Annotated in this window: 22 protein-coding genes; 10 read left to right on the forward strand and 12 right to left on the reverse strand. The window is 64.2% G+C overall.

Annotated elements, in window-relative coordinates; translation table 11 throughout:
• The first annotated feature begins 11 nt into the window (after nucleotides 1-11).
• A complete protein-coding gene (locus AC1RQK_RS30435) occupies nucleotides 12-1,550 on the forward strand; it encodes a DHA2 family efflux MFS transporter permease subunit (protein ID WP_492373410.1) in 1,539 nt (512 codons plus the stop codon).
• Nucleotides 1,551-1,574: 24 nt separating this feature from the next.
• Here AC1RQK_RS30435 and AC1RQK_RS30440 read toward each other — a convergent pair whose 3' ends face one another.
• Nucleotides 1,575-1,970 (reverse strand): transposase, encoded by a 396-nt coding sequence (locus tag AC1RQK_RS30440; protein ID WP_492813022.1) that lies wholly within the window; start codon nucleotides 1,968-1,970, stop codon nucleotides 1,575-1,577.
• Here AC1RQK_RS30440 and AC1RQK_RS30445 point away from each other — a divergent pair.
• On the forward strand, nucleotides 1,953-2,156 hold the full coding sequence (locus AC1RQK_RS30445) for a hypothetical protein (protein WP_492813067.1): 204 nt from the start codon (nucleotides 1,953-1,955) through the stop codon (nucleotides 2,154-2,156). The genes AC1RQK_RS30440 and AC1RQK_RS30445 overlap by 18 nt on opposite strands.
• Here the strand turns inward: AC1RQK_RS30445 and AC1RQK_RS30450 are convergent.
• A complete protein-coding gene (locus AC1RQK_RS30450) occupies nucleotides 2,142-2,519 on the reverse strand; it encodes a c-type cytochrome (RefSeq protein WP_492813024.1) in 378 nt (125 codons plus the stop codon). The genes AC1RQK_RS30445 and AC1RQK_RS30450 overlap by 15 nt on opposite strands.
• A gap of 579 nt (nucleotides 2,520-3,098) precedes the next feature.
• Nucleotides 3,099-3,776 (reverse strand): alpha/beta hydrolase, encoded by a 678-nt coding sequence (locus AC1RQK_RS30455; protein WP_492373412.1) that lies wholly within the window; start codon nucleotides 3,774-3,776, stop codon nucleotides 3,099-3,101.
• 225 nt (nucleotides 3,777-4,001) lie between these two features.
• Between AC1RQK_RS30455 and AC1RQK_RS30460 the strand changes: the two genes are divergently transcribed.
• Together AC1RQK_RS30460 and AC1RQK_RS30465 are read left to right on the forward strand one after the other, a co-directional pair.
• Nucleotides 4,002-4,391: a hypothetical protein gene (locus AC1RQK_RS30460; RefSeq protein WP_492373413.1), complete on the forward strand. Its 390-nt coding sequence runs from the start codon at nucleotides 4,002-4,004 to the stop codon at nucleotides 4,389-4,391.
• 91 nt (nucleotides 4,392-4,482) lie between these two features.
• Entirely contained in the window at nucleotides 4,483-4,923 is a 441-nt protein-coding gene (locus AC1RQK_RS30465) for a GFA family protein (RefSeq protein ID WP_492373414.1), read from the forward strand.
• Between the two features lie 202 nt (nucleotides 4,924-5,125).
• On the opposite strand, the gene AC1RQK_RS30470 is transcribed toward AC1RQK_RS30465, so the two are convergent.
• Nucleotides 5,126-6,073, reverse strand: coding sequence for a DMT family transporter (locus AC1RQK_RS30470; RefSeq protein WP_492813027.1), 948 nt, complete (start codon nucleotides 6,071-6,073; stop codon nucleotides 5,126-5,128).
• 109 nt (nucleotides 6,074-6,182) lie between these two features.
• Nucleotides 6,183-6,710, reverse strand: a complete 528-nt coding sequence (locus AC1RQK_RS30475) for a hypothetical protein (protein WP_492813029.1) — start codon at nucleotides 6,708-6,710, stop codon at nucleotides 6,183-6,185.
• A gap of 120 nt (nucleotides 6,711-6,830) precedes the next feature.
• On the opposite strand from AC1RQK_RS30475, the gene AC1RQK_RS30480 reads away from it, so the two are divergent.
• The 3 genes from AC1RQK_RS30480 (at nucleotide 6,831) to AC1RQK_RS30490 (ending at nucleotide 9,729) form a co-directional block, all read left to right on the forward strand.
• The gene (locus AC1RQK_RS30480) at nucleotides 6,831-7,880 is read left to right on the forward strand and encodes a DMT family transporter (protein WP_492813031.1); all 1,050 of its coding nucleotides are present in this window, start codon (nucleotides 6,831-6,833) and stop codon (nucleotides 7,878-7,880) included.
• A gap of 225 nt (nucleotides 7,881-8,105) precedes the next feature.
• Nucleotides 8,106-8,870 (forward strand): SDR family oxidoreductase, encoded by a 765-nt coding sequence (locus AC1RQK_RS30485; RefSeq protein WP_492373418.1) that lies wholly within the window; start codon nucleotides 8,106-8,108, stop codon nucleotides 8,868-8,870.
• A gap of 280 nt (nucleotides 8,871-9,150) precedes the next feature.
• Nucleotides 9,151-9,729 carry a hypothetical protein gene (locus AC1RQK_RS30490; protein WP_492373419.1) on the forward strand — a complete coding sequence of 193 codons (579 nt, stop codon included), beginning with the start codon at nucleotides 9,151-9,153 and terminating at the stop codon, nucleotides 9,727-9,729.
• A 189-nt stretch (nucleotides 9,730-9,918) separates the two neighbouring features.
• On the opposite strand, the gene ada is transcribed toward AC1RQK_RS30490, so the two are convergent.
• The 3 genes from ada to AC1RQK_RS30505 form a co-directional block, all read right to left on the reverse strand.
• Nucleotides 9,919-10,986 carry a bifunctional DNA-binding transcriptional regulator/O6-methylguanine-DNA methyltransferase Ada gene (gene ada, locus AC1RQK_RS30495; protein ID WP_492373420.1) on the reverse strand — a complete coding sequence of 356 codons (1,068 nt, stop codon included), beginning with the start codon at nucleotides 10,984-10,986 and terminating at the stop codon, nucleotides 9,919-9,921.
• A 150-nt stretch (nucleotides 10,987-11,136) separates the two neighbouring features.
• The gene (locus AC1RQK_RS30500) at nucleotides 11,137-14,979 is read right to left on the reverse strand and encodes a response regulator (protein ID WP_492813034.1); all 3,843 of its coding nucleotides are present in this window, start codon (nucleotides 14,977-14,979) and stop codon (nucleotides 11,137-11,139) included.
• On the reverse strand, nucleotides 14,976-16,142 hold the full coding sequence (locus AC1RQK_RS30505; RefSeq protein WP_492813036.1) for an HD domain-containing phosphohydrolase: 1,167 nt from the start codon (nucleotides 16,140-16,142) through the stop codon (nucleotides 14,976-14,978). The genes AC1RQK_RS30500 and AC1RQK_RS30505 overlap by 4 nt, the downstream gene beginning before the upstream one ends.
• A gap of 662 nt (nucleotides 16,143-16,804) precedes the next feature.
• Between AC1RQK_RS30505 and AC1RQK_RS30510 the strand changes: the two genes are divergently transcribed.
• Nucleotides 16,805-17,224 (forward strand): hypothetical protein, encoded by a 420-nt coding sequence (locus AC1RQK_RS30510; RefSeq protein WP_492373423.1) that lies wholly within the window; start codon nucleotides 16,805-16,807, stop codon nucleotides 17,222-17,224.
• Nucleotides 17,225-17,412: 188 nt separating this feature from the next.
• Here AC1RQK_RS30510 and AC1RQK_RS30515 read toward each other — a convergent pair whose 3' ends face one another.
• Nucleotides 17,413-20,406, reverse strand: a complete 2,994-nt coding sequence (locus tag AC1RQK_RS30515; RefSeq protein WP_492813038.1) for a hybrid sensor histidine kinase/response regulator — start codon at nucleotides 20,404-20,406, stop codon at nucleotides 17,413-17,415.
• Between the two features lie 93 nt (nucleotides 20,407-20,499).
• Between AC1RQK_RS30515 and AC1RQK_RS30520 the strand changes: the two genes are divergently transcribed.
• Entirely contained in the window at nucleotides 20,500-20,673 is a 174-nt protein-coding gene (locus AC1RQK_RS30520) for a hypothetical protein (RefSeq protein ID WP_492813040.1), read from the forward strand.
• 54 nt (nucleotides 20,674-20,727) lie between these two features.
• On the opposite strand, the gene AC1RQK_RS30525 is transcribed toward AC1RQK_RS30520, so the two are convergent.
• From AC1RQK_RS30525 to AC1RQK_RS30535, 3 genes are all read right to left on the reverse strand, one after another.
• On the reverse strand, nucleotides 20,728-21,330 hold the full coding sequence (locus AC1RQK_RS30525) for a response regulator transcription factor (protein WP_492373425.1): 603 nt from the start codon (nucleotides 21,328-21,330) through the stop codon (nucleotides 20,728-20,730).
• 432 nt (nucleotides 21,331-21,762) lie between these two features.
• Nucleotides 21,763-23,400: a methyl-accepting chemotaxis protein gene (locus tag AC1RQK_RS30530; RefSeq protein ID WP_492813042.1), complete on the reverse strand. Its 1,638-nt coding sequence runs from the start codon at nucleotides 23,398-23,400 to the stop codon at nucleotides 21,763-21,765.
• A gap of 381 nt (nucleotides 23,401-23,781) precedes the next feature.
• Nucleotides 23,782-25,395: an EAL domain-containing protein gene (locus AC1RQK_RS30535; RefSeq protein WP_492373427.1), complete on the reverse strand. Its 1,614-nt coding sequence runs from the start codon at nucleotides 25,393-25,395 to the stop codon at nucleotides 23,782-23,784.
• Between the two features lie 472 nt (nucleotides 25,396-25,867).
• Between AC1RQK_RS30535 and AC1RQK_RS30540 the strand changes: the two genes are divergently transcribed.
• Nucleotides 25,868-26,707: a tetratricopeptide repeat protein gene (locus AC1RQK_RS30540; protein WP_492813045.1), complete on the forward strand. Its 840-nt coding sequence runs from the start codon at nucleotides 25,868-25,870 to the stop codon at nucleotides 26,705-26,707.
• The last annotated feature ends 5 nt before the right edge of the window (nucleotides 26,708-26,712 follow it).

Below are 26,712 nucleotides of genomic sequence, written 5' to 3' on the forward strand. Positions count from 1 at the left end.
TTGTTCAAACCATGTCCTCCGATGCGGTAGCCGGGCGCGTAGAAATGCCGCTCAACCGGCCCATGATCACCATCGCGATCATGGCCGCGACCTTGATCCAGACACTCGACAGCACCATCGCCAACGTGGCGCTGCCCCACATGCAAGGCAGCCTGTCGGCATCGCAGGACGAGATCACCTGGGTGCTGACCTCGTACATCGTCGCTGCCGCGATCGCCACGCCGCTCACCGGCTGGCTGTCCGACCGGCTCAGCGTCAAGCGCCTGCTGGCCATCTCGATCACCGGCTTCACCATTGCCTCGGCGTTCTGCGGGATGTCCGACACGCTGGCGCAGATCGTGGCGTCGCGGCTGCTGCAGGGCATATTCGGGGCGTCGCTGGTGCCGCTGTCGCAATCCATCCTGCTGGATATCAACCCCCGCGAGAAGCAGGGACAGGCGATGGCGGTGTGGGGCATGGGCGTGATGGTGGGGCCCATCCTGGGCCCGACGCTGGGCGGCTGGCTGACCGATAGCTACAACTGGCGATGGGTGTTTTTCATCAATGTGCCGATTGGCGCATTCGCGTTGTTCGGCGTGCTGTCCTTCCTGCCCAACCGGGCGCCGGCACGGGCCTTGAAGTTCGATGCGTTCGGCTTCATCACGCTTGGCCTGGCCATCGGCGCGCTCCAGGCCATGCTCGACCGCGGCGAACAGCTCGACTGGTTCGGCTCGCTGGAGATCCGCATCGAGGCCATCCTGGCGGGGGTCAGCTTTCTGTATTTCCTGGCGCACACCGCCACGGCCGGGCCCAGGTCATTCTTCCGGTACCAGTTGCTCAAGGACCGCAACTTTGCCACCGGTGCCTGCTTCATCTTCGTGATCGGCGCGGTCATGTACGCCACCCGCGCCTTACTGCCGCCGATGCTGCAAAACCTGATGGGCTATCCGGTGGCCACCACCGGGCTGGTCACCGCGCCAAGCGGCGCCGGCACCATGCTCTCCATGCTGCTGGCCGGGCGCCTGCTCAAGCGCATCGACGCGCGGGTGCTGCTGTTTGCGGGCTTCCTGATTTCCGCTTTCGCGCTGTGGCAGATGATGCAGTACACCGTGGTGCTGTCGGTATCCGATATCGTGTGGCCCGGCATCGTCCAGGGCTTTGGCCTGGGACTGGTGTTCGTGCCGCTGAGCGCGCTGACGTTCTCCACGCTCGCGCCGGAACTGCGCGCGGACGGCACGGCCACCTACAGCCTGATGCGCAATATCGGCAGCAGCATCGGCATCTCCGTGATCCAGACCTTGATGACGCGCAACACGCAGGTGGCCCACGCCGACCTGGCGGCCAATGTGAGCGTGTACAACCCGGCCCTGCAATCCTTGCTGGCAAGCGGCTCGCGCTATGACCTGGCCATGCTCAACCAGTCGATCAACCAGCAGGCCGCGATGATCGCCTACCTCAACGATTTCAAGGTCATGTTCCTTGCGACGCTGCTGGTGGTGCCGCTCATCCTGCTGATCAAGCCCACGCGCCACGTCGAGGACGATGCCGTGGCGCATGCGGCCATGGATTGACGCGCTTTTAGCCGAGATTGTTCATTAGCGATGTGCCTGCGAGAGGTCGACTGGCTCATCGGCATTGCCCCACAAGCCCTCAAACCACGGTCTTCGTTTTCGCGCCACGGCCAGGCGCAAGACTGGCTTGACATTTCCTGCATCGTCATCCCACAGGGCGCCCACGGCCAGTACCCGATGGTGAAGCGTGCAGAGGGTGTGATGCACCTTCTGACGCATCACTGCATGGCGAAACACGCTCATCAGGTTGTAAGCGAGCATCGCCACGCCCAGCGCTGCCTCCGTGGCCCAAAAGTCGCGTAACACAAAGCGACTCAAACCAAAGTCGGCCTTGAGCTCCTCGATGCGGTTCTCGCAATCGGCCCTGCCTCGGTACAGGCGCCAGACTTCCAGCGCGGGAAGTTGCAGATCGGTGAGCATGGCCCCGTAGCGCCAGCCCTGCAAATCGGCGTCATCGGCAAACAGCGGCAGCGTCTTGCCCCCAACGGTGGCGTTCTCGGCGCCGTCCTTGCGGCCGATGTGCTGGCGAATTTGTTTGTAACCAACCCTGAAATGGCTCTTGGATTTCTGTGCCCACCTCTCATCGCAAAATCATCGATTTTTTGAAATCACACCACTCATGTATTGATTTAAATCGCGCAGATCCTTAATCCTCCAAGGGTACGGCGATAGCTTTACACCATTCTCTTGCAAAGTTTTGGGAATCAAGTCTCCGTTTGGACGAAGTATTATCGAGGATACAATAACACCAGGATAATCATTTAGTCGTTTTTTGAAAGCGGATGTTGTAAGATCAGGTGTAGGAGGATTGCTTTTATTAGCCAACGGTCCCGTTCCCTTGATATCCATTCCGTGGCACATGGCACATCTCTGTAAATAGAGATTTTTCCCATTGAAATTATCCGCGAAGGATAGTGATGTTTGAACTAGCGACAAAATTCCTAGAGAAGCGATGAATAATATTTTCATTTTCATTCAGCCTTTTTATATAAATCAGATCTGAATCGAGAGCAAACCCCGGAGGCGCCACTGCAACACTCAACGCTCTCGATAACATTTGAACCGTGATTGTTCATTAGCAATGTGCTCGCGCCCGCGAGAGATCGACTGGCTCGCCGGCATTGCCCCACAAGCCCTCAAACCACGGTCTTCGTTTTCGCGCCACGGCCAGGCGCAAGACTAGCTTGACGTTTCTTGCATCGTCATCCCATAGGGCGCCCACGGCCAGTACCTGATGGTGAGGCGTGGAGAGGGTGTGATGCACCTTCTGACGAATCACTGCATGGCGAAACGTTGATTTCACTGAACAAATCCTAATGACGGCCATTAGAAATCCGCCATCCTAATTCGGGACGCCCTTGCTTGCAAGGATCGCCCTGAGGGGCTAATGAAAAATCTCGGTTTAAAGAACCTTTAGAGATGTGGAGGCCATTTCCAAAAGATGCTGGCGTCGTTGCGCAGCCTTGGCCGATCCACTTGTACTGTCTGCGGCCGCGCGCCTAGCCAGAACCGCTTCGCTTCATTTTGAAACAACCTCTTAGCTAATCTTTAGCTGGCGGCCCCAGCGATTCGCTGCCGGACATCAAGGTACTCCGCCACGGCGCGCTGGAACACCGGCAACTTGCCGGTGAAAAAATGGTTAGCGCCGGGCACCACCACGACCGGCAGCTCCTGCGGGCGCGCCCAGTCGAACACCGCTTGCAGCGGCACATTGGCGTCGTTCTCGCCATGGATGACAAAAGCTTCGGCCGGCACCGTGGGCGTGTCGTAGGTGCGCCCGCCGGCCGCTGGCCCGGCCGGCATGCCGGCCAGGATCAGGTACGCGACGGGCTCGCCGCTCTGCAGCAAGCGCTGCGCCACGCGCGTCTGCACATAGGCGCCGAACGAGAATCCCGCCAGCGCCAGCGGCAGGCCCGGGTGCGCTGCCTGGATCTGCCGGACCACGGCAAGCACATCGTCCGTCTCGCCCGCCCCCGCATCGTGGCCGCCTTGCGTGCCGCCCACGCCCCGAAAATTCGGCCGCACGGCAAGGAAGCCTCGCGCCTGGAAGATCCTGGCCAGCGCCACCGGGATCTTGTGTTCCGCGCTGCCGCCCAGCAGCGGATGCGGGTGCGCCACGACAGCGATCGCGCGGATCGGGCCTTGCGGCGCATCCGCCAGGGCTTCGATGCTACCGGCAGCGCCATCGAACCAGATGCGATTGCCTGAGGGGGGAAGCGAGGACATAAGGAGGTAGGGGATTAGGCGTAGGAAAAAACAGACCGGCCAGCCTTGCGGGCAACGCGGCGGCTTTGCAGCCGCATTGTAATGCCCGCAAGGGTGGATGACAGCAACGGATGGTCGGATACAGAGGTCAGGCGGGAGCGTTCGCGCCGCGACCCGCGCCCGGCCGGTGCCTATACTCGTTGCATCACTTCCATGGCCTTGCGGCACCAATCAGGAGGACAGCCCATGACCGCCTCGCAAGCCGATCCCGATCCTGGCCCCGCGGCCCCGCCGCCGCCCGTCCCCAAGGCGGCAGGCGCACCGCCGCAGGTCGTGCCGGCCGGCTACCGGCAAGGCATCATCACCGCTATCACGGTCCTGCTGGGCTTCTCGCTGGCGTTCTGGCGCTTCTGGGGCTTCGAGAGTCCCGGCCACTGGAGTGTCCAGGCGCTGTTCGCCGCCACCTCCCTGGTGGCGGCGGTGTGCCTGCAGATCATCGCCCTGTTCCGCTCGCTGCGGGTGGAGGACGACCAGGTGCCCGAGTACCGCAAGACGGTGCGCTGGTTCATCGCCTCGGCCATCGCGCTGCTGATCGGGTTGTTCGGCGCCATGCTGGATGCGGCCGTGGCGGGATAGGCGCCCGGAGGGCACGCCCTGCAGCCTGCATCGCGGCCAAGTAGAATGCACCCCGCCATTCAGGAAACACAAACAACAGGAGATAACGCCTATGCAGATTCCCGCTACGTTGGAGTGCCTTTGCGGCCAGGTGCAGCTGCGCATTGCCGGAGAACCGGTGGCGAGAGCCAATTGCCATTGCCAGGCCTGCCGGGATTTCTATGCCACGCCGGTGTTCGCCGCCACGGCCTGGGAGCCGGCCAACGTGGTGGTGGCGCGCGGCGCGCAGCACCTGGCCACCTATCATCATGCGACCCGGCAGCTCCAGCGCCAGTTTTGCCCGCAGTGCGGCGAGACGCTCTTTGGCATCAACCGGCTGGGCATGTCGGTGATCCCGAACACCCTTTTCGCGCGGGCCTGCGGCGGTGCGCTGCCGGATGCGCTGCAGCCAGCCATGCACTTGTTCTATCGCCATCGCGTGCTGGAAGTCGACGACGCCCTGCCCAAGTACCTCGACGGCTGGGATGGCCCGGTGCACAAGGCCGGGTTCTGAGCCAAGGGCCGCGGCCCGGATGCCATTGGCAGCGCCAGGCGCCCTAAGCGGGTTCAAGCATGCGGGTGCGGGTGCGAATGCCGGTGCGTGTGGCCGGCGTCAGCCTCGACCATCATGAAATGGTGAAGCGTTCCATGGTGTGGGCAAGAGTGCCGGGCGGAGTGCCTGGCTGGCGCGAACCACAATATACCTTGGCCGCGGCTTATTCCCGTTGCGCGACTGGCCGGTGCCGCGCAGGCATTGTCATGGCGGCTACGCCCGCGACGACACACGCCAGGCCGGCCCAAGCCCCCGCGGCCAGCGATTCCCCAAGAAACACGATGCCAATGGCCACGCCGATCGGCACGCGCAGATAGGCTTGCGCCGTGGTGCCCACCGGCCCCAGCGTACGTACCAGGCGAAAGTAGATGACAAAGGCCAGCGCGGTCGAGAACACGGATAACGCCAGCAGCGCCGCAAGCGATGACAGCGACGGATGCAGCGTCCAGGGCCGGTCGATGGCCAAGCTTGCCGGCACCAGCACCGCCGCCCCGACGATCATCGAGCCCGCGGCGGGCGCGGCGGCGGGCAGGTCCTTGAACGAGCGCCCGTAGATAGCCGCGCCGGCGTAGCAGACGGTCGCGGCAACGATGGCCAGTTGCGCAAGCAGTTGCTGCCCAAGCCCGCCCAGCACGCTGGTGCCGACGATCAGGCAGATGCCCGCAAGCCCCGCCACCACGCCGAACAGCTTGCGCGCCGTGATGCGCTCATGGCGCGTGACCAGCCACGTGCCCAGTACGGCGATCACCGGCGACGCGGAGTTCAGGATCGTCGCCAGCCCCGCCGGGACCGATTGCTCGGCCCACGCAATGAGCGTGAACGGCACTACGCTGTTGAGCATGGCCTGCACTGCAAAGCGGCGCCAGACTGCCGCACCGCGCGGGATCTGCATGCCTCTTGCCGCCATCCACGCCACCAGCAGCGCACCGGCGATCAACGTCCTGGCCGCAATCAGCGTGACGGGGGGAATCGTGGCCACCCCAAGCCGGATGAATGTGTAAGACGCGCCCCAGAGCGTGGACAAAGCCAGCAGCAGGACCATGTCCAGCGCGCGGCCGCTGGCGCCTTGGGCGTGGTTGGCGCGTGCATCCGCGCTGGGCAGGGCTGGCATGGCGTTCTCTCTGAAAGGGCTCATCGCCATTGTGGGCGCGTGCCGCGGGAGAACGTTTCAGCTTGTGGCGAAGCATGGATTGCAGGCCAAGCCAGCCCACATCAGGGCATCAGGGCGCCCTGCTGGAATCCCCACCCAGCGGATCCAGGGTGATCTGCACCTGCCTCAGGATGCCCTGCTTGTCGAAGTAGCAATTGAACAGCGAGGATAGGTTGCCGTCCTGGCGGAAGCGATAGGACCAGACGTCGCGCTGCATCAGCGGGTAGTACTGCACCGGCTCGAGCGGCTTGCCGAAATGCTCTTCCACGTCGCGCTTGGTCCAGCTATCGACCTTGGCCTGGTAGATCTCGGAAGTGACCAGCATCTGCCGGAAGTTCGTGAGTTTTCCGCTGGCATCGAAATCGGCCGCGTAGGCCTCATAGCCCAGCGGTTGCTTGGAGTAGATCCAGCGCCCGGAACCGTCGGCCAGCCGGTAGATATTGGTGGGCTCGCCGAAGGTCGCGCGCACCGCGCTTTCCGGGGCGCCGATCAGTTTCTGGCCTTCCTGCACCGGTTGCAGGATGGCGCAGGCTGGCAGCATCAGCAGCGCAGCCGCACAGATCAGCCAGCCGCCCACGTATTGCGAGGTGGTTTTCATAGCATTCCAGAGGGGAAACCGCCATGCCCCGCATGGCGTCCAAGGCTGAAATATATAGCATCCCCCGCCACCACGCCGTGGCGCGACAATACGGCATTGCCACGCCTTGCTGCCTTGCCCATGACCATCCGAACCGCCGCCCCCGCCCTGGCCGCCGCCCTGCTGTTTGGGGCAAGTACGCCACTTGCAAAGGCCCTGGCCGGGTCGATCCCGCCGTTGCTGCTGGCCGGCCTGCTTTACCTGGGCAGCGGGCTGGGGCTTGGCATCCTGCTGGCGCTGCGGCGCAGCATGAGCGGCGCCGCAGCAAGCCCGCTCAGCGTGCCGCGCCAGGAGGCGCCATGGCTGCTGGGTGCCATCCTGGCCGGCGGCGTGGCGGGGCCGGCCCTGCTGATGACCGGCCTGGCCAGCACCAGCGCGGCATCGGCCTCCCTACTGCTGAACGTGGAAGGGGTATTCACCGCGCTGATCGCCTGGGTGGTCTTCAGGGAAAACGCCAGCCGCCACATCGTCCTTGGCATGCTTGCCATCGTGGCGGGCGGCTTGCTGTTGTCCTGGCAGCCGGGCAGCCTGCGGTTGTCCGCTGGTGCCTTGCTGATCGTCGGCGCGTGCCTGTGCTGGGCCATCGACAACAACCTGACGCGCAAGGTGTCAAGCAACGACGCCATGTTGATCGCCTGTATCAAGGGGCTGGTTGCCGGCGTGTGCAACACCGGGCTGGCACTGGCCGGCGGTAACCACCTGCCGGCGCTGCCCGCGCTGGGCGCGGCCATGATCATCGGGTTCCTCGGCTACGGCGTGAGCCTGGCTCTGTTCGTCATCGCGCTGCGGCTGCTGGGGACCGCCCGCACCGGCGCGTATTTCTCCGTGGCGCCGCTGTTCGGCGTGGCGATCGCGTTCGGCATGTGGCCGCAGGCTCCGCAGCCGGTGTTCTACGTGGCGGCGCTGCTGATGGCGCTGGGCGTGTGGTTGCACCTGCGCGAGCATCATGAGCACGAGCACAGCCACGAGGCGACCGAGCACAGCCACGCGCATCGCCACGATGCGCACCACCAGCACGAGCACGCCTTCGACTGGGACGGGCAGGAGCCGCACCGGCACCTGCATCGGCACGAGCCGCTGGTGCACAAGCACCCGCACTATCCGGATACGCATCACCGGCACTCGCACTGAGGCATTGAGGCAAGGGCTCGGTATCCACACGGTTTTCTTGAAGCCGTGCACGTAGTTGCGTTTTTTTCCAACACTGCCCTGAGCGAGGTTGCCGTTGTTGAAATCGGTGATCGGCGGCTGTCGTGTCTTTCCATTTCGCCTGAATTCGATGCCAAGAAACGGAGTTCTTGCGCCTCGACAGGCGAGCAGACTGACGGCTGATCAATTTGAACATCGGAAAGAAGAATGAACACGCTTGCAAACAAAGTCGCCATCGTCACCGGCGCTAGTTCCGGGATTGGACGCGCGACCGCGCTACTTTTCGCTCGTGAGGGCGCAGCGGTGATCGTTGCCGCTCGTCGCAAGGCTGAGCTGGAAGACCTTGTGAGGGAAATCACTGAAAATGGCGGAACGGCTACATATGTCGCAGGCGACGTCAGGGAGGAGGCATATGCTCGGACTCTCGTTCAGACGGCTGTTGAGCGTTTCGGTGGATTGGACATCGCGTTCAACAACGCGGGGACACTCGGCGAAATGGGGCCTACACCGGGCGTCTCGGCGACGGGTTGGAGCGAGACCATTGACACCAACCTCACCAGCGCGTTCTTTGGCGCGAAGTATCAGATCCCCGCGATGGTGCTTCGTGGCGCCGGAAGCCTCATCTTCACTTCGACGTTTGTTGGGTACACCGTCGGCTTCCCCGGCGTCGCAGCCTACGCCGCCAGCAAGGCAGGATTGATCGGGTTGACACAATCACTCGCCGCAGAGTTTGGGCCGAAGGCCATTCGCGTCAATGCAATCCTTCCTGGCGGAGTAGACACGCCCATGGGGCGCACAATGAGTGCGTCGCCCGAAGCCATGGCTCATGTAGCAGGACTACACGCTCTCAAACGCATCGCGACACCGGAGGAACTTGCGCAGTCGGTCCTCTACATGGCATCCGGCGCCTCGTCATTCATGACCGGCGCAGCGCTGCTGGTTGACGGAGGCGTGTCGATCAATCGCACCTGATGTTGTTGGGACTTGGGCTGGGGCTGGGGCTGGGGCTGGGGCTGGGGCTGGGGCTGGGGCTGCTAGAGGAAATGCTGGCCTGACGCGATCTACCGCCTGTTCAGTCGTTTCGACCTTCAATGCCTGCCGAACCGCCGGACGTTCTCCTATCGCCTTCGAATCGGGAGCGATGGATGGCGGTATAGTACGGCCGGACGCTGACGGCTGCGATCAGGCCAAGTGCGGACATTCAACCTATCAACGAACGTCGTAACCACGCCTGGTTCTTCGGCATCAACCCATGAAGTTCAGACACCTATTGCTCGCTATCACCCTGACGTGCGTTGCGCTGCCGGCAACCACGCTTGCCGTCATCAAGCCATTGCGAGTGGTCGCCCCCACGCTGATGCCCGATGTCGCCTGCCCGCTCCCAGGCATCTGCATCGACGACCTGGCCAGACTCGCCGACGCGCAGGCGCTGTATCGGGAGGGGTATGCGAAGGCGGCCAGCGCAGTTGGCCCGTTCCGGCAATCGCCGCGTGTGGTGTTTTGCTCGACGCAGGCATGCACCGATACCTTCGGGCTGGGGCGGCGTGCAGCGGTGGCGATCGGGAACTTCGGCACAGTGGTAGCCCCGCGGGGGTGGCAGGCGTTCTATGTCGCGCACGAGCTGATTCACCATCGGCAGGCAGAGATGCTGGGCAATATCGCCGTGGCGTCGCAACCCGGGTGGCTGATCGAAGGCATGGCGTACGCGTTGAGCGGCGACCCAAGGCATCCGCTGGGCGAGCCGTTCGAACAGTGGCGATCGCAGTTTGAGGCTTGGTATGCCGGCGTGGGTGCGAGCGACCTATGGGCGTCGGCGCGCGAGGTCCGCTGAGGTCTTTACGTCTCCCTACGTCTTCTTACGTCGTCAGACACAGAGCCTCGTTGTTCGCAGTCCGTCAATCGTGATGCTGACGCCAGCAAACGCTGGCATATCCCTCTTGGTCGCGTTCGGCGCTCAAGCGTGGCCAATCCAAGCCGGCTATCGCTTTCGCGTTCGTGGTTCGGCTTTGGCGTTGCGGGACTATGCCTCGCGCTTCAGCAATTCCCGCTTACGCTCAACGCCCCATCGATATCCAGAGATGTCGCCATCTCGCCGGATAACGCGATGGCAAGGAATGGCCACCGCGATATGATTTGCGCCGCAAGCCTGGGCAACTGCCCGCACGGCCTTCGGTGAACCTATACGCGCTGCGATCTCGGCGTAGCTGGCCGTTGCACCTGGCGGAATCTCGCGAAGCGCTTGCCAGACCCTCTCCTGGAACGCGGTACCTCGGACGTCGAGCGGAAGATTCAACCCGATTGCCGGTGCCTCGATGAAGCCGACAACGTTCGCGACCAGTCGCTCGAAATCCGCGTCCCCGCCGACGAGACTTGCTTTGCGGAACAGATCCTGCAGATCACGCACGAGAAGGTCGGGGTCATCTCCCAACAAGATCGCGCAGATGCCCCGTTGGCTTTGCGCCACCAGGATGGCACCCAGTGAGCACTGGCCGACAGCAAAGCGGATTACCGCGTTTTTGCCGCCACCCCGATAGTCACGTGCGCACATGCCGAGCATGCCGGCGGATGCCTCGTAGAAGCGACTGTTCGAATTGAACCCGGCCTCGTAGATCGCATTCGTAATGGTCTCGGCACCGGCGAGTTCCTCGCGCAGCCGCCGAGCACGGGACGCGCTCGCGTACGCTTTCGGAGTCAAACCAGTCTCGGCTTTGAATATCCGGTGGAAGTGAAACATGCTCATGCCAGCTTGCAGAGCTAGCGCTTCGAGATTGGGTTGGACCTCCGAGACGTCGATAAGCCGGCAAGCTTCGGCGACCAGGGCGGCACGCTGGGCAGCCGCAGCACTTCGGTCCGAAGAGACACGTCGACTGGATCGGTAACCGGCGGCTTCCGCGGCTTCGGCGGAATCGAAGAACTCGACGTTCTCCCGTTTCGGGAGACGGGCCGAGGAACTCGGGCGACAATAAATCCCCGTCGTCCTGACTCCGTAGACAAATTTTTCGTCTGCCGAAGGATCTCGCGCTTCCACGGCCGCCCATCGCTCGTCATCAAGCGAAGGAGCCCCTGGCATATTGGCATCTATATTCATGATCGCGTCCAAGAACGGCTTGGTGTGAGGACACTATAATCCTCGATTCGATCGCAAGAACTCCGTTTCTTGCGATCGAAACGCCTCACGGCGTACACCGCCACAAGTACCCGAAGCGATTCCCGCTATCCGGGGATGCCGAGGCCGCCCCTAGGGCGCGACGCCGCCATCCAGCGTGGCCAGCGCCGCCAGGTAGTCGTAGCGCTCGACTTGCGCGTGCAGGCGCTGGCAGCCATCGGCGGACAGCAGGCGGGTAAAGACGTCTCGGTAGCGGGCGAAGGTGTGATTGGCCGCGCTGTCGCCCTCTTCCAGCTGTTCGCGCAGGAGCTTGAGCACAGCCTCCTGCGTGACATCGGGATCCGCAAGGGGGCCGGACGTATCCGGCGCGCCGCCATCCAACGCTGCGGGCCCGGTTGGCAGGTGCGTGCGCAAGGTCGCCAGCAATGGCGGGAAGGTGGTGCGCAAGGCCGCCAGCAGCGTGACGGGGTCGGGGCGCCCGGGCGCATGAGGAAGTTGCAGGCTCGCCTCCAGCGTAGCCGCCGCGCACGAGATCGACATGGCACCGAGATTGGCGGCCAAGCCCTTGAGCGAGTGCGCGAGCGACAACGCGCCGTCGCGGTCGCCGCGGGACAGCCGCTCGCCGATCCGGTCCGGCATGTCTGCGTAACCGCTGGCAAAGCGCTCAAGCAGCTGCCGGTAGACTTCCGCGCGGCCGCTGACGCGGCCCAGGCCGCCGCCGACGTCAAGATACGCAGAGGTTGCCAGCGCGTCCACCCAGGCCGGCCGGGACCCGGCTGACGGGGCCGCGTCGTCGCCGCCCGGGACCGCCAGCCACTGGCGCAGCATGGCATAGAAGGCCGGCGGGCTGATCGGCTTGGCGATATGGTCGTTCATGCCGGCTGCCAGGCAGCGCGCCCGGTCTTCCGGCAACGCGTTGGCCGTCATCGCCACCACCGGCAGGCTTGCGAACTTCTCTTGCTCGCGGATGTGCCGGGTGGCTTCAAACCCGTCCATCACGGGCATCTGCACGTCCATCAGGACCAGGTCGTAAGCGCCGGCCTGGAGCAGGTGCAGCGCCACGGCGCCGTTCTCGGCCGTATCGGGGTAGATGCCCGCGGCCTGCAGCAAGTGGACCGCGACCTCGCGGTTGATGTCGTTGTCTTCTACCAGCAGCACGCGCGCGCTCGGCAACTCCGGCATGGCATCGAGCGCCGCCGAATGCGGCTCCGCCGCCTCCGGTGGCGCGTCATTGTCCGGGGACAGCGTGCGCACCGTCGCCTCCAGCAGCAGCGATGCGCTCACCGGCTTGATCAACGTCGCGTCAAAGCCCGATCGCTCGCCCTCGCGCAAGACTTCCTCGCGGCCATGGGCGGTAATCATGACGCGGCGCGGGCGCGGGTGGCACAGGCGCATGGCGTCGATGTGGCGAGCGGTCTCGATGCCGTCAAGACCAGGCATCTTCCAGTCGATGAACACGGCCTGGTAGGGATCGGCGGCTTCGTCGGCCTGGGCAATCCTTGCCAGAGCGGCACGGCCTGAGGCGGCCTCGTCCACGCGGAAGCCAAAGTTGCGCAGCATGGCAATGATGACCTGGCGGGCGTAGTCGTGATCGTCCGCCACCAGCAGGCGGCAGCCCGCCAGCTGTGGCGCGACCAAGGCGCTGGCAGGCCGCTTCTTGCCCGCCAGCAGGTCCAGCTCGAACCAGAAGTTGCTGCCCTTGCCCGGCGTGCTTTCGACCCCGAGGGTGCCGCCCATCAACTCCACCAAACGGCGGCAGATGGCCAGGCCCAGGCCGCTGCCGCCGTAGCGCCGGGTAGTCGAGGCGTCGGCCTGCTCGAAACTCTGGAACAGGCGCGAGCAGGTAGCCGCGTCAATGCCGATGCCGGTGTCGCGCACCTCGAAGCGCAAGCGGATGCGGGGCTGGCATTGCCCGTCGCCGTGGTGCTCGACGCGTATGACGATTTCACCCTGGTGCGTGAACTTCACCGCGTTGTTGGCGAAGTTGATCAGGATCTGGCGCAGGCGCAGCGGATCGCCGCGCAGCGAGTCCGGCACGTCCGGGGCGACTTCGACGATCAGCTCGAGGTGCTTGGCATCGGCCCGCTCGGCCACCAGGTCGCACACCGTGCGCAGCATCCGCTCCAGCGAAAAATCGACCCGCTCGATCTCCAGCTTGCCGGCCTCGATCTTCGACAGGTCGAGGATGTCATCGATGATCTCGAGCAGATGCTGGCCGGAATGCTGGATCTTTTCCAGGTAGCCGCGCTGCTTGTCGTCGAGCCGCGTGCGCAGCGCCAGATGTGCCATGCCGATCACCGCATTCATCGGGGTACGGATCTCATGGCTCATGTTGGCCAGGAAGCTGGCCTTGGCATGCGCCGCGCTCTCCGCGGCCTGCTTGGCCACGACCAGTTCGGCATTGGTCTCGGCAAGCTCGCGCGTACGTACCTCGACGCGGCGCTCCAGCGTCTGGGACAGCGAGGTCAGCCGGTGGTTGGCCTCGACCTGCTCCGTGATATCGATGCCCACCGCGCCGACCCCCACCACCTCATGGGTAGCCGGGTTGCGCACCGGGAAGCGCGTCACCTGGAGATGGCGCTCGCCATGGGGCGTCTGAAGCGCATAGACATGCTCCTCGGCCTTGCCCGAGGACATCACGCGCGCCTCCATGTCCCGGCGTACCCGCGCGACTTCAGGGTTGGAGCCGGAATCCCAGTCGGACCTGCCCAGGACTTCGCCCTCGCTCGCGCCGAGCAGCGCCTGCATGGCCGGGTTAAGGGCCAGCATGGCGTGATCGCGGTCCTTGAGCGACATGATGGCGGGCGAGTGCTCGAGCATCGCGCGCATCCTTTCCTGGCTCTCCGCCAGGCGCCTGCCGTCCCGCCGCGCGATCCACGTGGCGGTGCCGATCAGCAGCAGGATGATGGCCGTCAGTGCCGCCAGCACGTCGCGGGTAAACAGGTACGGGGCGAACGCTTCGCCCATGTTCTGCTCCACGATCAAGCCCATCTCCAGGCCGGGGACCCAGATCCCTGCGCCCGCGGCCCGCTGGCCACGGTAGTCGGCATAGTCGTAGGCAAGCACAGAGGCATGGTCGCGCAGCAAGCGCTCGGCAACCAGGGTCAGCGGGCCGCCCGGCTGGGCGCTGCCCCCGTCCTTGCCGCTTTGGCCGGGGACCCGGGCCCATACGTTGAGCATGGACGCGGTGCCCGGCGCCAGCCGGCCCTTGGCCTCCAGCTCCGGGCCGAAGCGGCTGGGAGACACCAGCCGGCCCCGGGCGTCGATGGCGTAGAGCTCACCGGTGCGGCCGAACTGGCCGGCCGCGATGATCGGCAGCATCACGGCACCGGGATCCAGCCGCAGGCATAGCACGCCAATGGCGCGTCCCGCGTCCAGCAGCCGGGCGCACACCACCTGGAACGGCAGGTCCACCAGCGTGCCCCATGGGTCCCGGGTTCGCTCCGGGGCAGGATAAGGCGGCGAGGCCGCGCTACCCTCTTCCAGCGCCCGCCGGGCCGTCCGGGCAGGTTCCGGCAAGAGCAGGCGGCCGGTGCGGCCGGGCAGCTCCGACGCCACGATCTTGAGGTCCGGCGTAGCCAGGACATAACCGAGGTAGCCGCTGCTCTGGAAGACCGGGGTCACCCAGCGTTCGAACCTGGCCACCGCCTCGCCATCCGGCAACGGCTGGCCTGGCGCCAAGAGCAGCGGGCGCGCAAGCCTGAGCGCCTCCGGCAGGCGCGCAATCCGCTCGGCGCGCCGCTGTTGCTCGCCACTCCAGAGTCCCAGCAGCCGCGCGTTCGTCGCCAGCATCGACTCCACCCGCGCGCCCAGGTTGGCCCGGTCGTTCTCGTACACCAGCTGGGCGGCGCCGCCGGCCAGCAGGCAGACTGTCACCACCAGCAGCACGGGATAGACGTAGCGCCGCAGACCGGCGCGCGTGGCCACCCGCCTGCGCCAGGCAGCCAGCCATCCAGAGGCGGATGCGCCCATCATGCCTGCGGCGTGGTGACGGGATAGCCGTTGGCGGCCACTAATGCCGCCTCGCGTGCATGGTCCGCGTCGGTGTCCGCGTAGCGTTGCGAAATGGCCAGGAACTCCGGCGCGATGGCCAGGAACGCGTCCACCATGTCCGGATCGAAATGGCTGCCGCGTCCTTCGCTGATCATCCTTACCGCCTGCTCGTGCGGAAATGCGGGCTTGTAGACGCGCCGGCTGATAAGCGCATCGTAGACATCGGCGATCGCCATCAGGCGCGCGGAGACAGGAATCGCATCGCCCGACAACCCGTCGGGGTAGCCGCTGCCGTTCCATTTCTCCTGGTGATAGTGCGCAATCTCGCGGGCGTAGCGCAGGAAGGAGTTAGGGGTGCCGCACTGGGCCTCGGCGTGCGCAATGGCATCACGCCCTAGCGTGGTGTGGGTCTTCATGACCTCGAACTCTTCGGCGGTCAGCTTGCCGGGCTTGAGCAGGATGCGATCGGGGATGCCGACCTTGCCGATGTCGTGCAGCGGGGCCGACTTGAACAGCAGCTCGATGGTCTCGTCGTTGAGCTCGTCGCAAAAGCGCGCATGGTGGCGCAGCGCCTGCGCCAGGCGGCGCACGTAGTGCTGGGTGCGCCGCAGGTGGTTGCCGGTTTCATTGTCGCGCGTCTCCGCCAGGGATGCCATGGCCATGATGGTGACGTCCTGGATCACGGAGATCTCCCGCAGCCGGCGCTGCACCTCCTGCTCCAGGTAGGCCGACTTGTCCCGGAGAAAATCCCTGGCGTTCTTGAGGGTGAGATGGGTGGCGATGCGCGCGTGCATCACCAACGGGCTGAGCGGCTTCATGATGTAGTCCACCGCGCCCACCTGGAACCCGCGCGTCTCGTCGTGCTCGCCGGTACGGGATGTCAGGAAGATCACCGGCACGTCCATGGTGGCCGGGTTCGCCTTGAGCTGGCGGCACGCTTCGTAGCCGTCCATGTCAGGCATCATCACGTCAAGCAAGATCAGGCTTGGCGCCGCCGCCGTGGCGATGCGCACCGCCGCACTGCCCGAGGTCGCCACCTTCACCCGATAGCGATCCTGAAGCAACGCGGCCATCATCGCGATGTTTTCTGGAAGATCATCCACCACAAGAATCGTGGGCAGGGCGTCGGAATTATCAGAGCGCATGGGGAGATTCAGGTCGGGATACTTGCCGGGCAGGCAAGATGACGGCGTTTCCGGCGCGCTTCGAAAGACATGCCGTCATATTGCGTTGACATAGCGGATTACTCGCACCGGTTCGCTTTTCGCTCGGGCCAGGCCACAGATTGCACGGGACGCAACAACCCCAGGCGCATCCCGGCCCCTGCCTTGCCATAACGGCCATCTTGCGTCGCAATTCAGCCCCCTCTTGCGGAGGGCATAAAGGTTTGGCATCCGCTGCCGTTAACCCCGCTCCGGGCGGGCATGGCAAAAAAAAAGCCCACCGAAGTGGGCTTTCGCAAGAGCAACGGACATCGGTCACATGGCATTGACACTGACACCCCGCGATCGCTTCAATGCACGCCGACTACGTCAAAAAAAAGACGCGTCCGCATTGCCGGCACCGCCACACACCACGCACCGCACCGGCTGTTGCCCGACCAACAGCGAGTCCATGCAGGCATCAAGGCCCGTCTTTCGCTGAATCGAAGCAACGGCGGCATTGTCATTGGCTCTCGCAAGATCGGAAAGAGTAAGAATACTCTCCCCCTCCCCCAATTTTCCCCTGGCAACGGATGCGGATACGGGGTGTGCAACCTGAGTAATTCCACTCTTTCGCGGCGGCCATCGCCGAGCCATCATGAGGCATGGAATCTCATCAGCAAACGGTTCGCCATACCTTGCGCATCGACCAGTGGATAACGGCGGTGGGCGGCGGGGAAACGTCGCTGGCGTATGACGACTGGTTAAGCCACGTTCTCAATGGCCTGGCGCCCGGACTGAAGGAGCATGCCATATCGATAGCAACCCGGGAAGGCAAGTGCGAGTTCCGGCTCCAGCATCGCGCACGCTATGAAGTCCGGCATCCGAGGATCGGCATCCGGCGCTTCGTGTGCGCCGTCGACAGCGATGCGACATTGATCGCCTTCGAGAATACGATCTCCGGTGTCCGCTACCCATGGGTGACGATCGACGGCGCACTCACCCACGTCGAACTGTTCACACTCAGGTTGCTATCCGCCGGACTCGACCTGTGTGCCGCCCCGGTCGGTGTGGAGAGCCGCTGAAACGTTGATGGGTCCTGGCGACCGACGCGATGGCGCGATGGCCGCCCCCCCTTTTTTCCGGTCCAGAGCCCGCTTTGCGTGTGAGGATTGCCAGCATGGCCGATTCTGCAGGGAAACAGCACTCCCCTGTGTCCCCCCCTTGCAGATGAAGCGCCAGATTCACGCGCAGGGCTGGCTCTGGACCCTTTTTATACCGCGCCCACGGCGCACGCCGAGCGCATGTTGGCGATCAGCGCCGGGAAGTCCCGGCCCAGCGTGGAGAGCGCCGCGGCATCCGCACGGCCATCCTGCAAGCCGCGCTCCAGCGCCGCGCAGGCCTGCGCGAGCTGCGCCGCCCCAAGCATGCCCAGGATGGCCTTCATGCCATGGGCATGCAGGCCAGCCTGGCGAACATCGCCGGCCCCGATGGCCTCATGGATCCGCGTTGCCATGTCCGCGCGTTCTGCGCATACGCGCCTGGCCAGATTGATGTAAAGATCCTCGCGACCGAACAAGAGCTTGATCCCCGAGGCGGCGTCCAGGCCCGGTATGGCCTTCAGGGCCTGCGTCACCGCTGACGCCGGTGGCGTCGCCTGCGCCGTCACCGCCACCGTAGTCCCTGCGCCTGCCAAGCCACGAGTCGCGCCCCACGGCGCGGCAACGGGCGGCAGCCATGCCGCAATGGTGCGGAACATCGCCTCTGCGTCGATCGGCTTTGAAATATGATCGTTCATCCCGCCCTCGATGCAGCGGATGCGGTCCGCCGACATCGCGTCTGCCGTCAGTGCCAGCACCGGCAGGGCATAAAGGCCCAGGTCGTGGCGAATCGCGCCAGTGGTCTCTATGCCATCCATGCCCGGCATATGGATGTCCATCAGCACGATATCGAATGCGTGTTCCTTGAGCGCCGCCAGCGCCTGCTGACCGTCGCCGGCAACGTGCACGTCCATGCCCACCAGTACGAGAAGATCGTGCGCGACCTCCTGATTGATCGGGTTGTCCTCGACCAGCAAGACCTTGCGCCCGTGCAATGCCTGCCACGCCGGCCCGGCGATCGAGCGGCAATCCGATGGCACCATCGCCGCATGCGAAAGGCCGGAGCCCGGACCGGCCGCCCGGTCTGCCCGCCCAATCTCCAGCGACACCTCGAACGAGAAGATGCTTCCCACACCGGCCTGGCTCCGCGCGAGGACGCGCCCACCCATGAGTTCCGCCAGCTTCTTGCTGATCACAAGCCCTAGGCCCGTGCCTTCAAAGCGGCGGTTCAGCGCGCCGTCCAATTGCTGGAACGGCGTGAAAAGCTCCGGCAACGCTTCCGGAGCAATGCCTACGCCCGTGTCCTCGACCTCGAAGGACAAGCCGATATGGCTGTCGCGCACGAGTGTCTCCCTGACTCGCAGGCAGACCTCGCCACGATCCGTGAACTTCAGCGCATTGCTCAGGAAATTGATCAGGATCTGCCCGACCCGCAGCGGATCGCCGACAAGCCGAGGCGGAATCGCGGGGGACGTGAAAATAGACATCATGATGCCTTTTGCTTCCGCCGTTTCCCAGAACAGGCCAGTGACACGATCCAGCAGTTCAGACAAGTCGAACTCGCGCGCGTCGATGGTGAGTTTGTCCGCCTCGATCTTCGAGAAATCCAGGATATCGTTGACGATCCCCAGCAAGTGCGCCGCGGATGCGCCGATGCGCTCCAGATAGCGGTCCAGCTTGTCCGCGCGCTCGCGCTTGAGCGCCAGATGCGACATGCCGATGATGGCATTCAGCGGCGTCCTGATCTCGTGGCTCATGTTGGCCAGGAACTTCGCCTTGGCGCGCGCTGCCGACTCAGCCGCCTCGCGCGCTGCCGTCAGCTGCAGGGTGCGCTCTTCGACGCGTGCTTCCAGCGTGTTGGTCAGCGCCTCCAGGGCCTGCCGGGTGCGTTCCTGCTCGGTGATATCGGCGACCACCGTACCGACGCCGATGATGCCGGCATCGTCCGGCCCGGGCACCGGGAACTTGACCACGCGGAAAATGCGTTCATAGCCGTAACGAGGACTGATCGCATGCACCTGGCTTTGGGATGTCCCGCTGGCCAGTACCAGCTCGTGCATATCGCGGCTGATCTGGGCGATATGGCGATTCGGGATGATGTCCCAGTCGCAGCATCCCACGGCAGCGCCCTGGGGCACCCCGATGGCTTGCTCGTAGGCGTGATTGGCCATGATGCCCACACCCTTGGGGTTCTTGTAAGCCAGCCCGGTCGGCACGTTCTCGCGGAATGCGCGCATGCGTTCCTCGTTCTCGGACACGCCGCGGCGCGCGCGCCACTGGAACACCGCCAACGCAAGGATCAGCCCGATCGCGATCGCGCTAAGGCTCACGATCGCCGTGCGGACCAGGAAGTACGACTGATAGGCTTCGTCAACGGGTAGCTCGACGACCAGCCCCATGTCCTGGTCACCCAACCATCGGCCAGCCCCGATGACCTTGCGCCCGTCATTGCCGTCATAGCCCTCGGCGGCGACCGCCTCCGCGCCTCTATCCATCAGCAGTTGCAACGCAAGTTCCGTCGGGGCATCGCCAATGCGGCCACGCACCAGCGAATCGGCCGCAAGCCGCTTGCCGGGCACTCTCGCCCACAGCGCCTCGGAAACGTCCCGCCGCGCACGATCTGGCGCCGCATCGCGCTCCGAGGCGCGGGTCGGGGAGAGAATGCGCGCGGAGGAGTCAATCACGTAAGCCTCGCCCGTTTCGCCTATCCGGCCCGCCTTGAGAATCTTGAACAGCTTCACATAGGGATCGATGCGCAGGCACAAGAAGCCCACGATCAATCCATCCGCGTTGATGCGTGCGCACGCCAGCTGATAGAACATCCCGGCCGGCTGCTCAATGCCCTGGACCATGAGCGGCTGCGTCGAGACGGTGGGGCGCGAAATGGCAAATCCGAGCTCCTGCGCCCCCCGCAACGTGCGTAAGGTCGGCTCGGTCAGGTCCGAGGCGTTGACATAGCGCGGGCTGCTCGCCGCGACTATGGTGTGGTCCGGCCGGATCAGGGCATAGCCATCGAAGCCCCGGCTCCTGTAGATCGGCAGGATCCACTGATCGAGTTCAGTCCGCAGATCGGCGCTGCCGGGATCGGCCAGTATACGTTTCGCCAGTTTTATCAGGGCAGGGTTCTCGGCAATGGTCCCGACTCGCCCCGCCGAATCCTCTCCCATCGTCCGGTTCAGGTCCGATATGGCCTGCAGCACGGATTTCAGGCGGCTTTCGGCACTCCGATGAAATTGCTTTTCAAGGCCCCGGAGCACCTCATGGCTCAAGACCAGCAGCAAGGCAACGGCGACCGCCGTCATGATGAAATTCAGGCGGGTTTCTCTACCGGCTGCCCCTCGCAGACTCCTGAAGTAACGCTTGAGCATGATTTCCTGCGACGGTTCTCGGCTTATAAAACGGCGGCGGCATTCCGGACCAGTGCCAATAGCTAACGCGACCGAAATTTCTGGCTTTCGTCACCGTTTATGGCGACCAAACGGGATGGCTCAATCGAGAAGCAGCGTTGTCAATTCAATCGCTGATTTGACTTGCAGTTTCTCCATCAAGTGCGCCCGGTGATTTTCCACGGTGCGAACGCTGATCCCCAGTTCCCTGGCAATCGCCTTGCTGGTCTTGCCAGTCGTGACGTGCCAGGCAACGACTCGCTCCTTCGGGGTCAGGCGTGCAAGCCGCGTGCTTTTGTCAGCGCAAGCCAGCTTCTGCTCGTGCATCTGGCGGCTGCGTTCCAGCGCGCCCCGCACTTTTTGCACCAGCATGGCGCCATCGACGGGCTTCTCCAGAAAATCGAGCGCGCCCGCCTTGATCGCCTTGACCACCGAAGGGACCTCGGAGTAAGCGGAAACAAAGATGGTAGGAGGAAGAATGCCCATGCCCGCCAGCGCTCCCTGCACCTGCAGGCCGCACATCCCCGGCATGCGCAGATCGCAGACCAGGCATTCAACTGGCGCCGGCCGATACGATTCAACAAACTCGCGAGAGGAAACAAACGTCCTTATGTCAGCGCCAAGACCACGGAGCAACTCGTGGTACGCCCAAAGCACAATTTCATCGTCGTCGACTAGATAGATGACGGATCGTTCAGTTGCCACAACCTACGCCTCCAGTTCCTGGCTCCCTGCGACCGAATTTCGGCCTGCCCGTACGCTCACCTACTGCGCAATGCAGTCGATAGGGCCATTCGGACACCTGACACGCTCTACATCCACCAGCACAGTAAACCATCATGATGGCTAAGTTGAAATTGGGCAATCCCCGTAGTAGTTGGCAAAGAACGAAACCGAAAATATTTCGATTTCTGGACTTATATTTATTAAGAAGCAACTTAATAGCGCAACGTACCCCGGCGTGCCGCGACGTGGAATGTGCTGCTTTGTCCTCCAGCATATGAGAATCCGTAATTACCATATAATTTAATTACCGTAATCCAGGATAAAAATCATTTTTCCCAATGTGCCAGCGGCACCCGGGATGACTCCGGGGCGCTGGCCCACGCCAGCCATGCCGGGAACGCAAGTGCGCGATCAGGCCACTGCGGCGGCGCGCTGGAGGCGTGCGTCCCGTTCGCTCGCCGGCGCATGCGGCCGCCCGGCGCCGCCGGCGCCCGGCAGGCGGAAGAACGCCACCACCTCGTTGAGCTCCTGGCCCTGTTCCTGCAGCGCCCGGGATGCGCTGGCGGCCTGTTCCACCATGGCAGCGTTTTGCTGGGTCACCTGGTCCATCTGCGAGATCGCCAGGTTCACCTGCTCGATGCCGCGGCTTTGTTCCATCGATGCGCTGGCAATGTCTTCCACGATGCTGCTCACGCGCGCGACCGCCTTGGTCACCGAGCTCATGGTCTGCCCGGCTTCGCCCGCCAGCGTGGAGCCGTCCTGGATCTGCTGGAGCGAGCCCGCGATCAGTTCCTTGATCTCCTTGGCGGCGCTTGACGAGCGTTGCGCGAGGCTGCGCACCTCGCTGGCCACCACGGCAAAGCCGCGGCCTTGCTCGCCGGCGCGGGCAGCTTCCACCGCGGCGTTGAGCGCGAGGATATTGGTCTGGAAGGCGATGCCTTCGATCATGCCGGTGATGTCGGCAATCTTGGTGGAGCTGGCGCTGATGCCCTGCATCGTATCGACCACGCGGCCAACCGCCGTGCTGCCGCTCTGCGCGATATCGGCGGCCTCGCGGGCCAGTTCGTTGGCTTGCCGGGCGTTCTCGCTGCTCAGGCGTACCGTAGTGGTCAGCTCTTCCATGCTGGCGGCGGTTTCCTCAAGCGATGCCGCTTGCTCTTCGGTGCGCTGGCTCAGGTCCGCATTGCCCGCGGCGATCTGCGCCGATGCCCCGGCGATGCTTGCGCTGCTCTCGCGCACGCGGGAAACGATCTCCGTCAGGCGCGCGTTCATGTCGCGCAGGGCCGACAGAAGGCGGCCGGTCTCGTCCCGCGCTACTACGGCAATCTGGCTGCCCAGATCACCGCGCGCTACCGTTTGCGCCACGTCCACGGCCGTTTGCATGGGCCGGGTGATGGAGCGCGTGATCAGCAGGCCGCTCACCGCGGCGAGCACCATGGCGCAAATGGACATGACGATCAGCAGGTTGCGCTGCGCGGCATAGTCCTCCTCCAGCCTGCGCACCGTATCGACCTGGCGGCCTTTGGTGAACTCGGTATAGGCATCGGTCGCCTTGACCAGCGCCCCCAGCAAGGGGCGGCATTCGTCGTTCATCTTGAGGACGGCCTCGTCGCGCTTGGCGGCGAGCGCGAGGTCGACGATGGCGATGGCCACGGGACCATAGCGCGACTCCACGCGATCGATCTCGCGCACCAGGTTGCGCGCGGTGTCACTGGCGTCGCTGTCGCCCGACACCATGTCCTTGAGCTTTGCCAGCTGCGCCTGCACATCGTCATGTGCGCGTAACGCGGCTGCCTTCTCCAGGGTCAGGTCCTCGGGCCTGGTGACGAGAGCCAGGTTGCGCGCCGCGATGGCACGCCGGTCGACAGCGGTCCGCACCTGCGCGGCGACTTCGGCGCGCGCGTTGATGCCATGCAGGTAGCGGGAAAAGCCGTCCGTGGTCTGGCTCAGCGCGCGTAGCGACAAAGCGGAAATGGATAGCGCGATGGCGGCTAGCAGGCTAAAGCTCAGCACGAGCTTGCCCTTGATGGTCAGGCTGTTGAAATTCACGATTTAATCCCCTTGTCCCGTTGGGACGTTGGTGCTGCGGAATGGTCCATGAGTCATGGCTTGAATCGCCAATGCGAACCGTTGCGCTGCAATCCCGTTCCCGCTTTTCCTATTTGTGATGATCTGGGCGATCGTCTTCGCGTCGCGCCGTCTTGTTATGGCCTAAACAGCACAATTCCAAATGCATACGGAAGCACGCTGCAGAATGGCTAACGGCAAGAAATCGGAAGATATCCCCCCTCCTGGAGAGGGGCAGGCTTTATGGAATTCGGCCAAGTAGCGCCGGGGCCGCTTTGCGTTGCGCAAGCGGGCGTTAATGGGGAGCGTTAAGGTCTCAACCAGCAAGCGGCGTGGTGTCCCCCACTGGCCGAATCCGCAGGCTCAAGCCGGCAATGGGTCCGGCATGGTCTCCTGGGCGGCCTCGGTGACACGGGGACGGTTGTGGCGCCACGCCGCCAACTCCCCCGCCCCCAACGGCGCAGCGAACAGATAGCCTTGCGCCCAATGCACGCCGTGCTGTCGCAGGTAGGCGGCCTGCACCTCGTTCTCGATCCCCTCGGCAGTCAGCTCCAGATGCAGCCGCTGGCCCAGGCCGATGATGGTGTCGAGCACCACGGCGTTGACGGAGTCCGTGCCGATGCCCATGACGAACGAGCGATCGATCTTGAGGAAATCGGCATGGAGCTGTTCAAGGTAGGACAGCGAACTCTGCCCCGTGCCGAAGTCGTCGAGCGCCAAGAGCACACCCTGCGCGCGCAGGTGCGCGATGTTGCGTTGCACCTGCTCGTCGTTCGGCAGCGCTTCGCGCTCGGTCACCTCCAGGACCAGCAGTGGCCCGTCGGGGCCGAGCTTGCCCAGGAGCCGCTGCACATCAGCGACGAATCCGGGCGTCGCCAGGTGGGAAGCGCTGACATTGACACCGATGTGGTCACGCGGCCCCAGCCCCAGGCCTGGCAAGTCGGCGGCCACCAGATCAAAGATATGCCGAGTCAGGTCGCCGATGAGGCCATTGTCTTCGGCCAGCGGGATGAAGATGTCCGGCCGGATATTGCCCCGGCCGGGCCGGTGCCAGCGGACTAGAGCCTCGAGCCCGCTGCACTCCCCCGTGGCCAACCGGATGACCGGCTGGTAGACCATGTGGAACTCGCGCTGGCGCATGCCTCGGTAGATCTCGTTAACCAGCGACAAGCGCCGCCTGCAGAACAGATGCGCCAGGTATCCCGAGAGCAGCGCCGCCAGTACCAGGAAAGGCGCGTAGTGACGCCACAGCTCATGGCGGTAGGCAGTGATCAGCGCCGGTGCGACCGCGACGCGCACCTCGATGGGAAAGGCGGCGGACTTGGCCAGCTTCATGCTGTTCCGGTAGCGCGGGCCGGTTGTCGTCGCCAACGGCGCACCGGTCGGCAACTGGCGCAGCGAGTCGCTGAGCAGGATCTGGACCTGGAACTGGCCGCTGTACGAGGCGGCTGCCTGAATGTCCAGCAGGTACTGCCCGTCGATCACGGCCAGCACGCCCGAGCCGTTGCCGATGCCTCGCGAGACGATGACCGCGGGCCGGTCCGGGACCAGGGAGGTGCCCGCGCTCGGGGTGATCCGCGGCCCCAATGGCAAGCTGGTCATCGCGTCGAATGCCAGGGTGAGCGGGATATCGTTGACCTTGCCCAGAACCGGCGAGCAGTAGAGCTTCTCTTCATGAACCAGGATGAGCGAGCGGAAATACGGACTCAGGGTGCTCGCCCGCGTGAGTTCGCCGATCACCTCCTGGCATGGCTTGCCGAGCAGCGCCATGGATTTGTCGACATTGGCGGTGACCACGCCGAGGATGTTGTCCATCTGCTTCTGGATCGACACCGCCGTGACCAACGCTTCGCCGTCGGCGCGTTGCCTTCCCTGCAGGAATACCAGCGGCACCATGACGAGTGCGGGGATCAGCATGGCTGCCAGCACGATTGCCGGGTGCCAGTATTGCTCACGCCGAAGCTTGATGATCTGCACGTTCGATGCTCCTGCGCGTGACGTGCAGTCGGGAGGCCAAGTTTAGGTACCCCATCCCTGCTGACGTGCTCGCGCTACGGTGTGATTGATGTGTACTCGTCCGGGCCCGCCATGCGTCCAGGCCCCACCTTCAGCACGACAACCGCTGCAATCCAGGTCGACTTCCCGATGATCTTGTGTTTGTCTCGCGAGCGTTCCCTTTACCTTGCTGCATCCTGGCCGGGGCCCTCATTTTTAGTACAAATCCTAAATTTAGAAGATGGATCTTACAATAAGGCATCGCTTAGGCGGCGAATTCCATAATCACCGCAACCTCTCTCGCATTGATGTCGGTGCAGTGACCGGCCCGGGCATAGCGATCGATTCCGCTCGAAGGGATCGGTTGCGGCCGACGCTTGCATTTTAGGACTTGTCCTATTCTCTTGACGGCATGCCGCCAGTAAGCTTGCGCCTTGCCTTACCGAGAAGCGAAATGAAGCACAACGAAACGCGCCGTACCTTGACGCTCGGGCTCGCCGCCATTTCCATGGCCGCGGGCAGCGCCTGGGCTGGCGAGGCCCAGGACCTGTACGCGGCGATGATCAGTGGCAAGTGCGTGCCCGCCGCCGCCACCTTGCAAGCGCGCGCCAAGGCTGGCGTGGCCGCGGCCCAGGGCCATCTGGGCATTGCCTATGTCCGCGGCGCCTGCGTCAAGAAGGACATGCAGGCAGGCGTGGCCTGGCTGCGCAAGGCCGCCGCGCAGGGCGACGCGGATTCGCGCAATGAGCTTGGTAGTCTCTATTCGACGGGCGATGGCGTGCCCAAGGACTATGCGCAGGCGAGGCGCTGGACCCGCCTGGCGGCCGAGCAAGGCTACGGGCCGGCCCAATACAACCTGGCACTCCAGTACCACTTCGGAGAAGGCGGGCCGGTGGATGATCGCGAGGCGGTCATATGGCTGCGCAAGGCGGCCGTGCAGGGCCTTGCGGACGCGCAGGCGAACCTGGGCGCCATGTTGATCAAAGGCGAAGGCATGGTCCTGAGCAACAAGCGCGAAGGCGTGCATTGGCTGCGCAAGTCCGCCATGCAAGGCCATCCCACCGGCCAGAACAACCTGGCGGCAGCCTACGAGAATGGCTGGGGCGTGGCGCGCAACCTGGTACTGGCCTACGCCTGGGTGCTGCTGTCGACCCGCGAGGCCAAGCCGGGTTCGGAAGACATGACGCTGCGCACCGGAATGGCCGCGGAACTGACCGCCAAACAGCGGGCCGAGTCCGAGCGGCTGGCGCGCGAGTGGAGGGTAGGACAAGACCTCACGACGACGATGCCATGAGCGGA

This window comes from Cupriavidus sp. GW822-FHT02D05 (genome assembly GCF_058802485.1).

Excerpts from the sequence above, each read along its gene's own strand:
- AC1RQK_RS30435 (WP_492373410.1), top strand. The coding sequence starts at position 12 with ATGTCCTCCGATGCGGTAGCCGGGCGCGTAGAAATGCCGCTCAACCGG.
- AC1RQK_RS30440 (WP_492813022.1), bottom strand. The coding sequence starts at position 1,970 with ATGCTCACCGATCTGCAACTTCCCGCGCTGGAAGTCTGGCGCCTGTAC.
- AC1RQK_RS30450 (WP_492813024.1), bottom strand. The coding sequence starts at position 2,519 with ATGAAAATATTATTCATCGCTTCTCTAGGAATTTTGTCGCTAGTTCAA.
- AC1RQK_RS30455 (WP_492373412.1), bottom strand. The coding sequence starts at position 3,776 with ATGTCCTCGCTTCCCCCCTCAGGCAATCGCATCTGGTTCGATGGCGCT.
- AC1RQK_RS30460 (WP_492373413.1), top strand. The coding sequence starts at position 4,002 with ATGACCGCCTCGCAAGCCGATCCCGATCCTGGCCCCGCGGCCCCGCCG.
- AC1RQK_RS30465 (WP_492373414.1), top strand. The coding sequence starts at position 4,483 with ATGCAGATTCCCGCTACGTTGGAGTGCCTTTGCGGCCAGGTGCAGCTG.
- AC1RQK_RS30470 (WP_492813027.1), bottom strand. The coding sequence starts at position 6,073 with ATGCCAGCCCTGCCCAGCGCGGATGCACGCGCCAACCACGCCCAAGGC.
- AC1RQK_RS30475 (WP_492813029.1), bottom strand. The coding sequence starts at position 6,710 with ATGAAAACCACCTCGCAATACGTGGGCGGCTGGCTGATCTGTGCGGCT.
- AC1RQK_RS30480 (WP_492813031.1), top strand. The coding sequence starts at position 6,831 with ATGACCATCCGAACCGCCGCCCCCGCCCTGGCCGCCGCCCTGCTGTTT.
- AC1RQK_RS30485 (WP_492373418.1), top strand. The coding sequence starts at position 8,106 with ATGAACACGCTTGCAAACAAAGTCGCCATCGTCACCGGCGCTAGTTCC.
- AC1RQK_RS30490 (WP_492373419.1), top strand. The coding sequence starts at position 9,151 with ATGAAGTTCAGACACCTATTGCTCGCTATCACCCTGACGTGCGTTGCG.
- ada (WP_492373420.1), bottom strand. The coding sequence starts at position 10,986 with ATGAATATAGATGCCAATATGCCAGGGGCTCCTTCGCTTGATGACGAG.
- AC1RQK_RS30500 (WP_492813034.1), bottom strand. The coding sequence starts at position 14,979 with ATGATGGGCGCATCCGCCTCTGGATGGCTGGCTGCCTGGCGCAGGCGG.
- AC1RQK_RS30505 (WP_492813036.1), bottom strand. The coding sequence starts at position 16,142 with ATGCGCTCTGATAATTCCGACGCCCTGCCCACGATTCTTGTGGTGGAT.
- AC1RQK_RS30510 (WP_492373423.1), top strand. The coding sequence starts at position 16,805 with ATGGAATCTCATCAGCAAACGGTTCGCCATACCTTGCGCATCGACCAG.
- AC1RQK_RS30515 (WP_492813038.1), bottom strand. The coding sequence starts at position 20,406 with ATGGGAGAGGATTCGGCGGGGCGAGTCGGGACCATTGCCGAGAACCCT.
- AC1RQK_RS30520 (WP_492813040.1), top strand. The coding sequence starts at position 20,500 with ATGGCTCAAGACCAGCAGCAAGGCAACGGCGACCGCCGTCATGATGAA.
- AC1RQK_RS30540 (WP_492813045.1), top strand. The coding sequence starts at position 25,868 with ATGAAGCACAACGAAACGCGCCGTACCTTGACGCTCGGGCTCGCCGCC.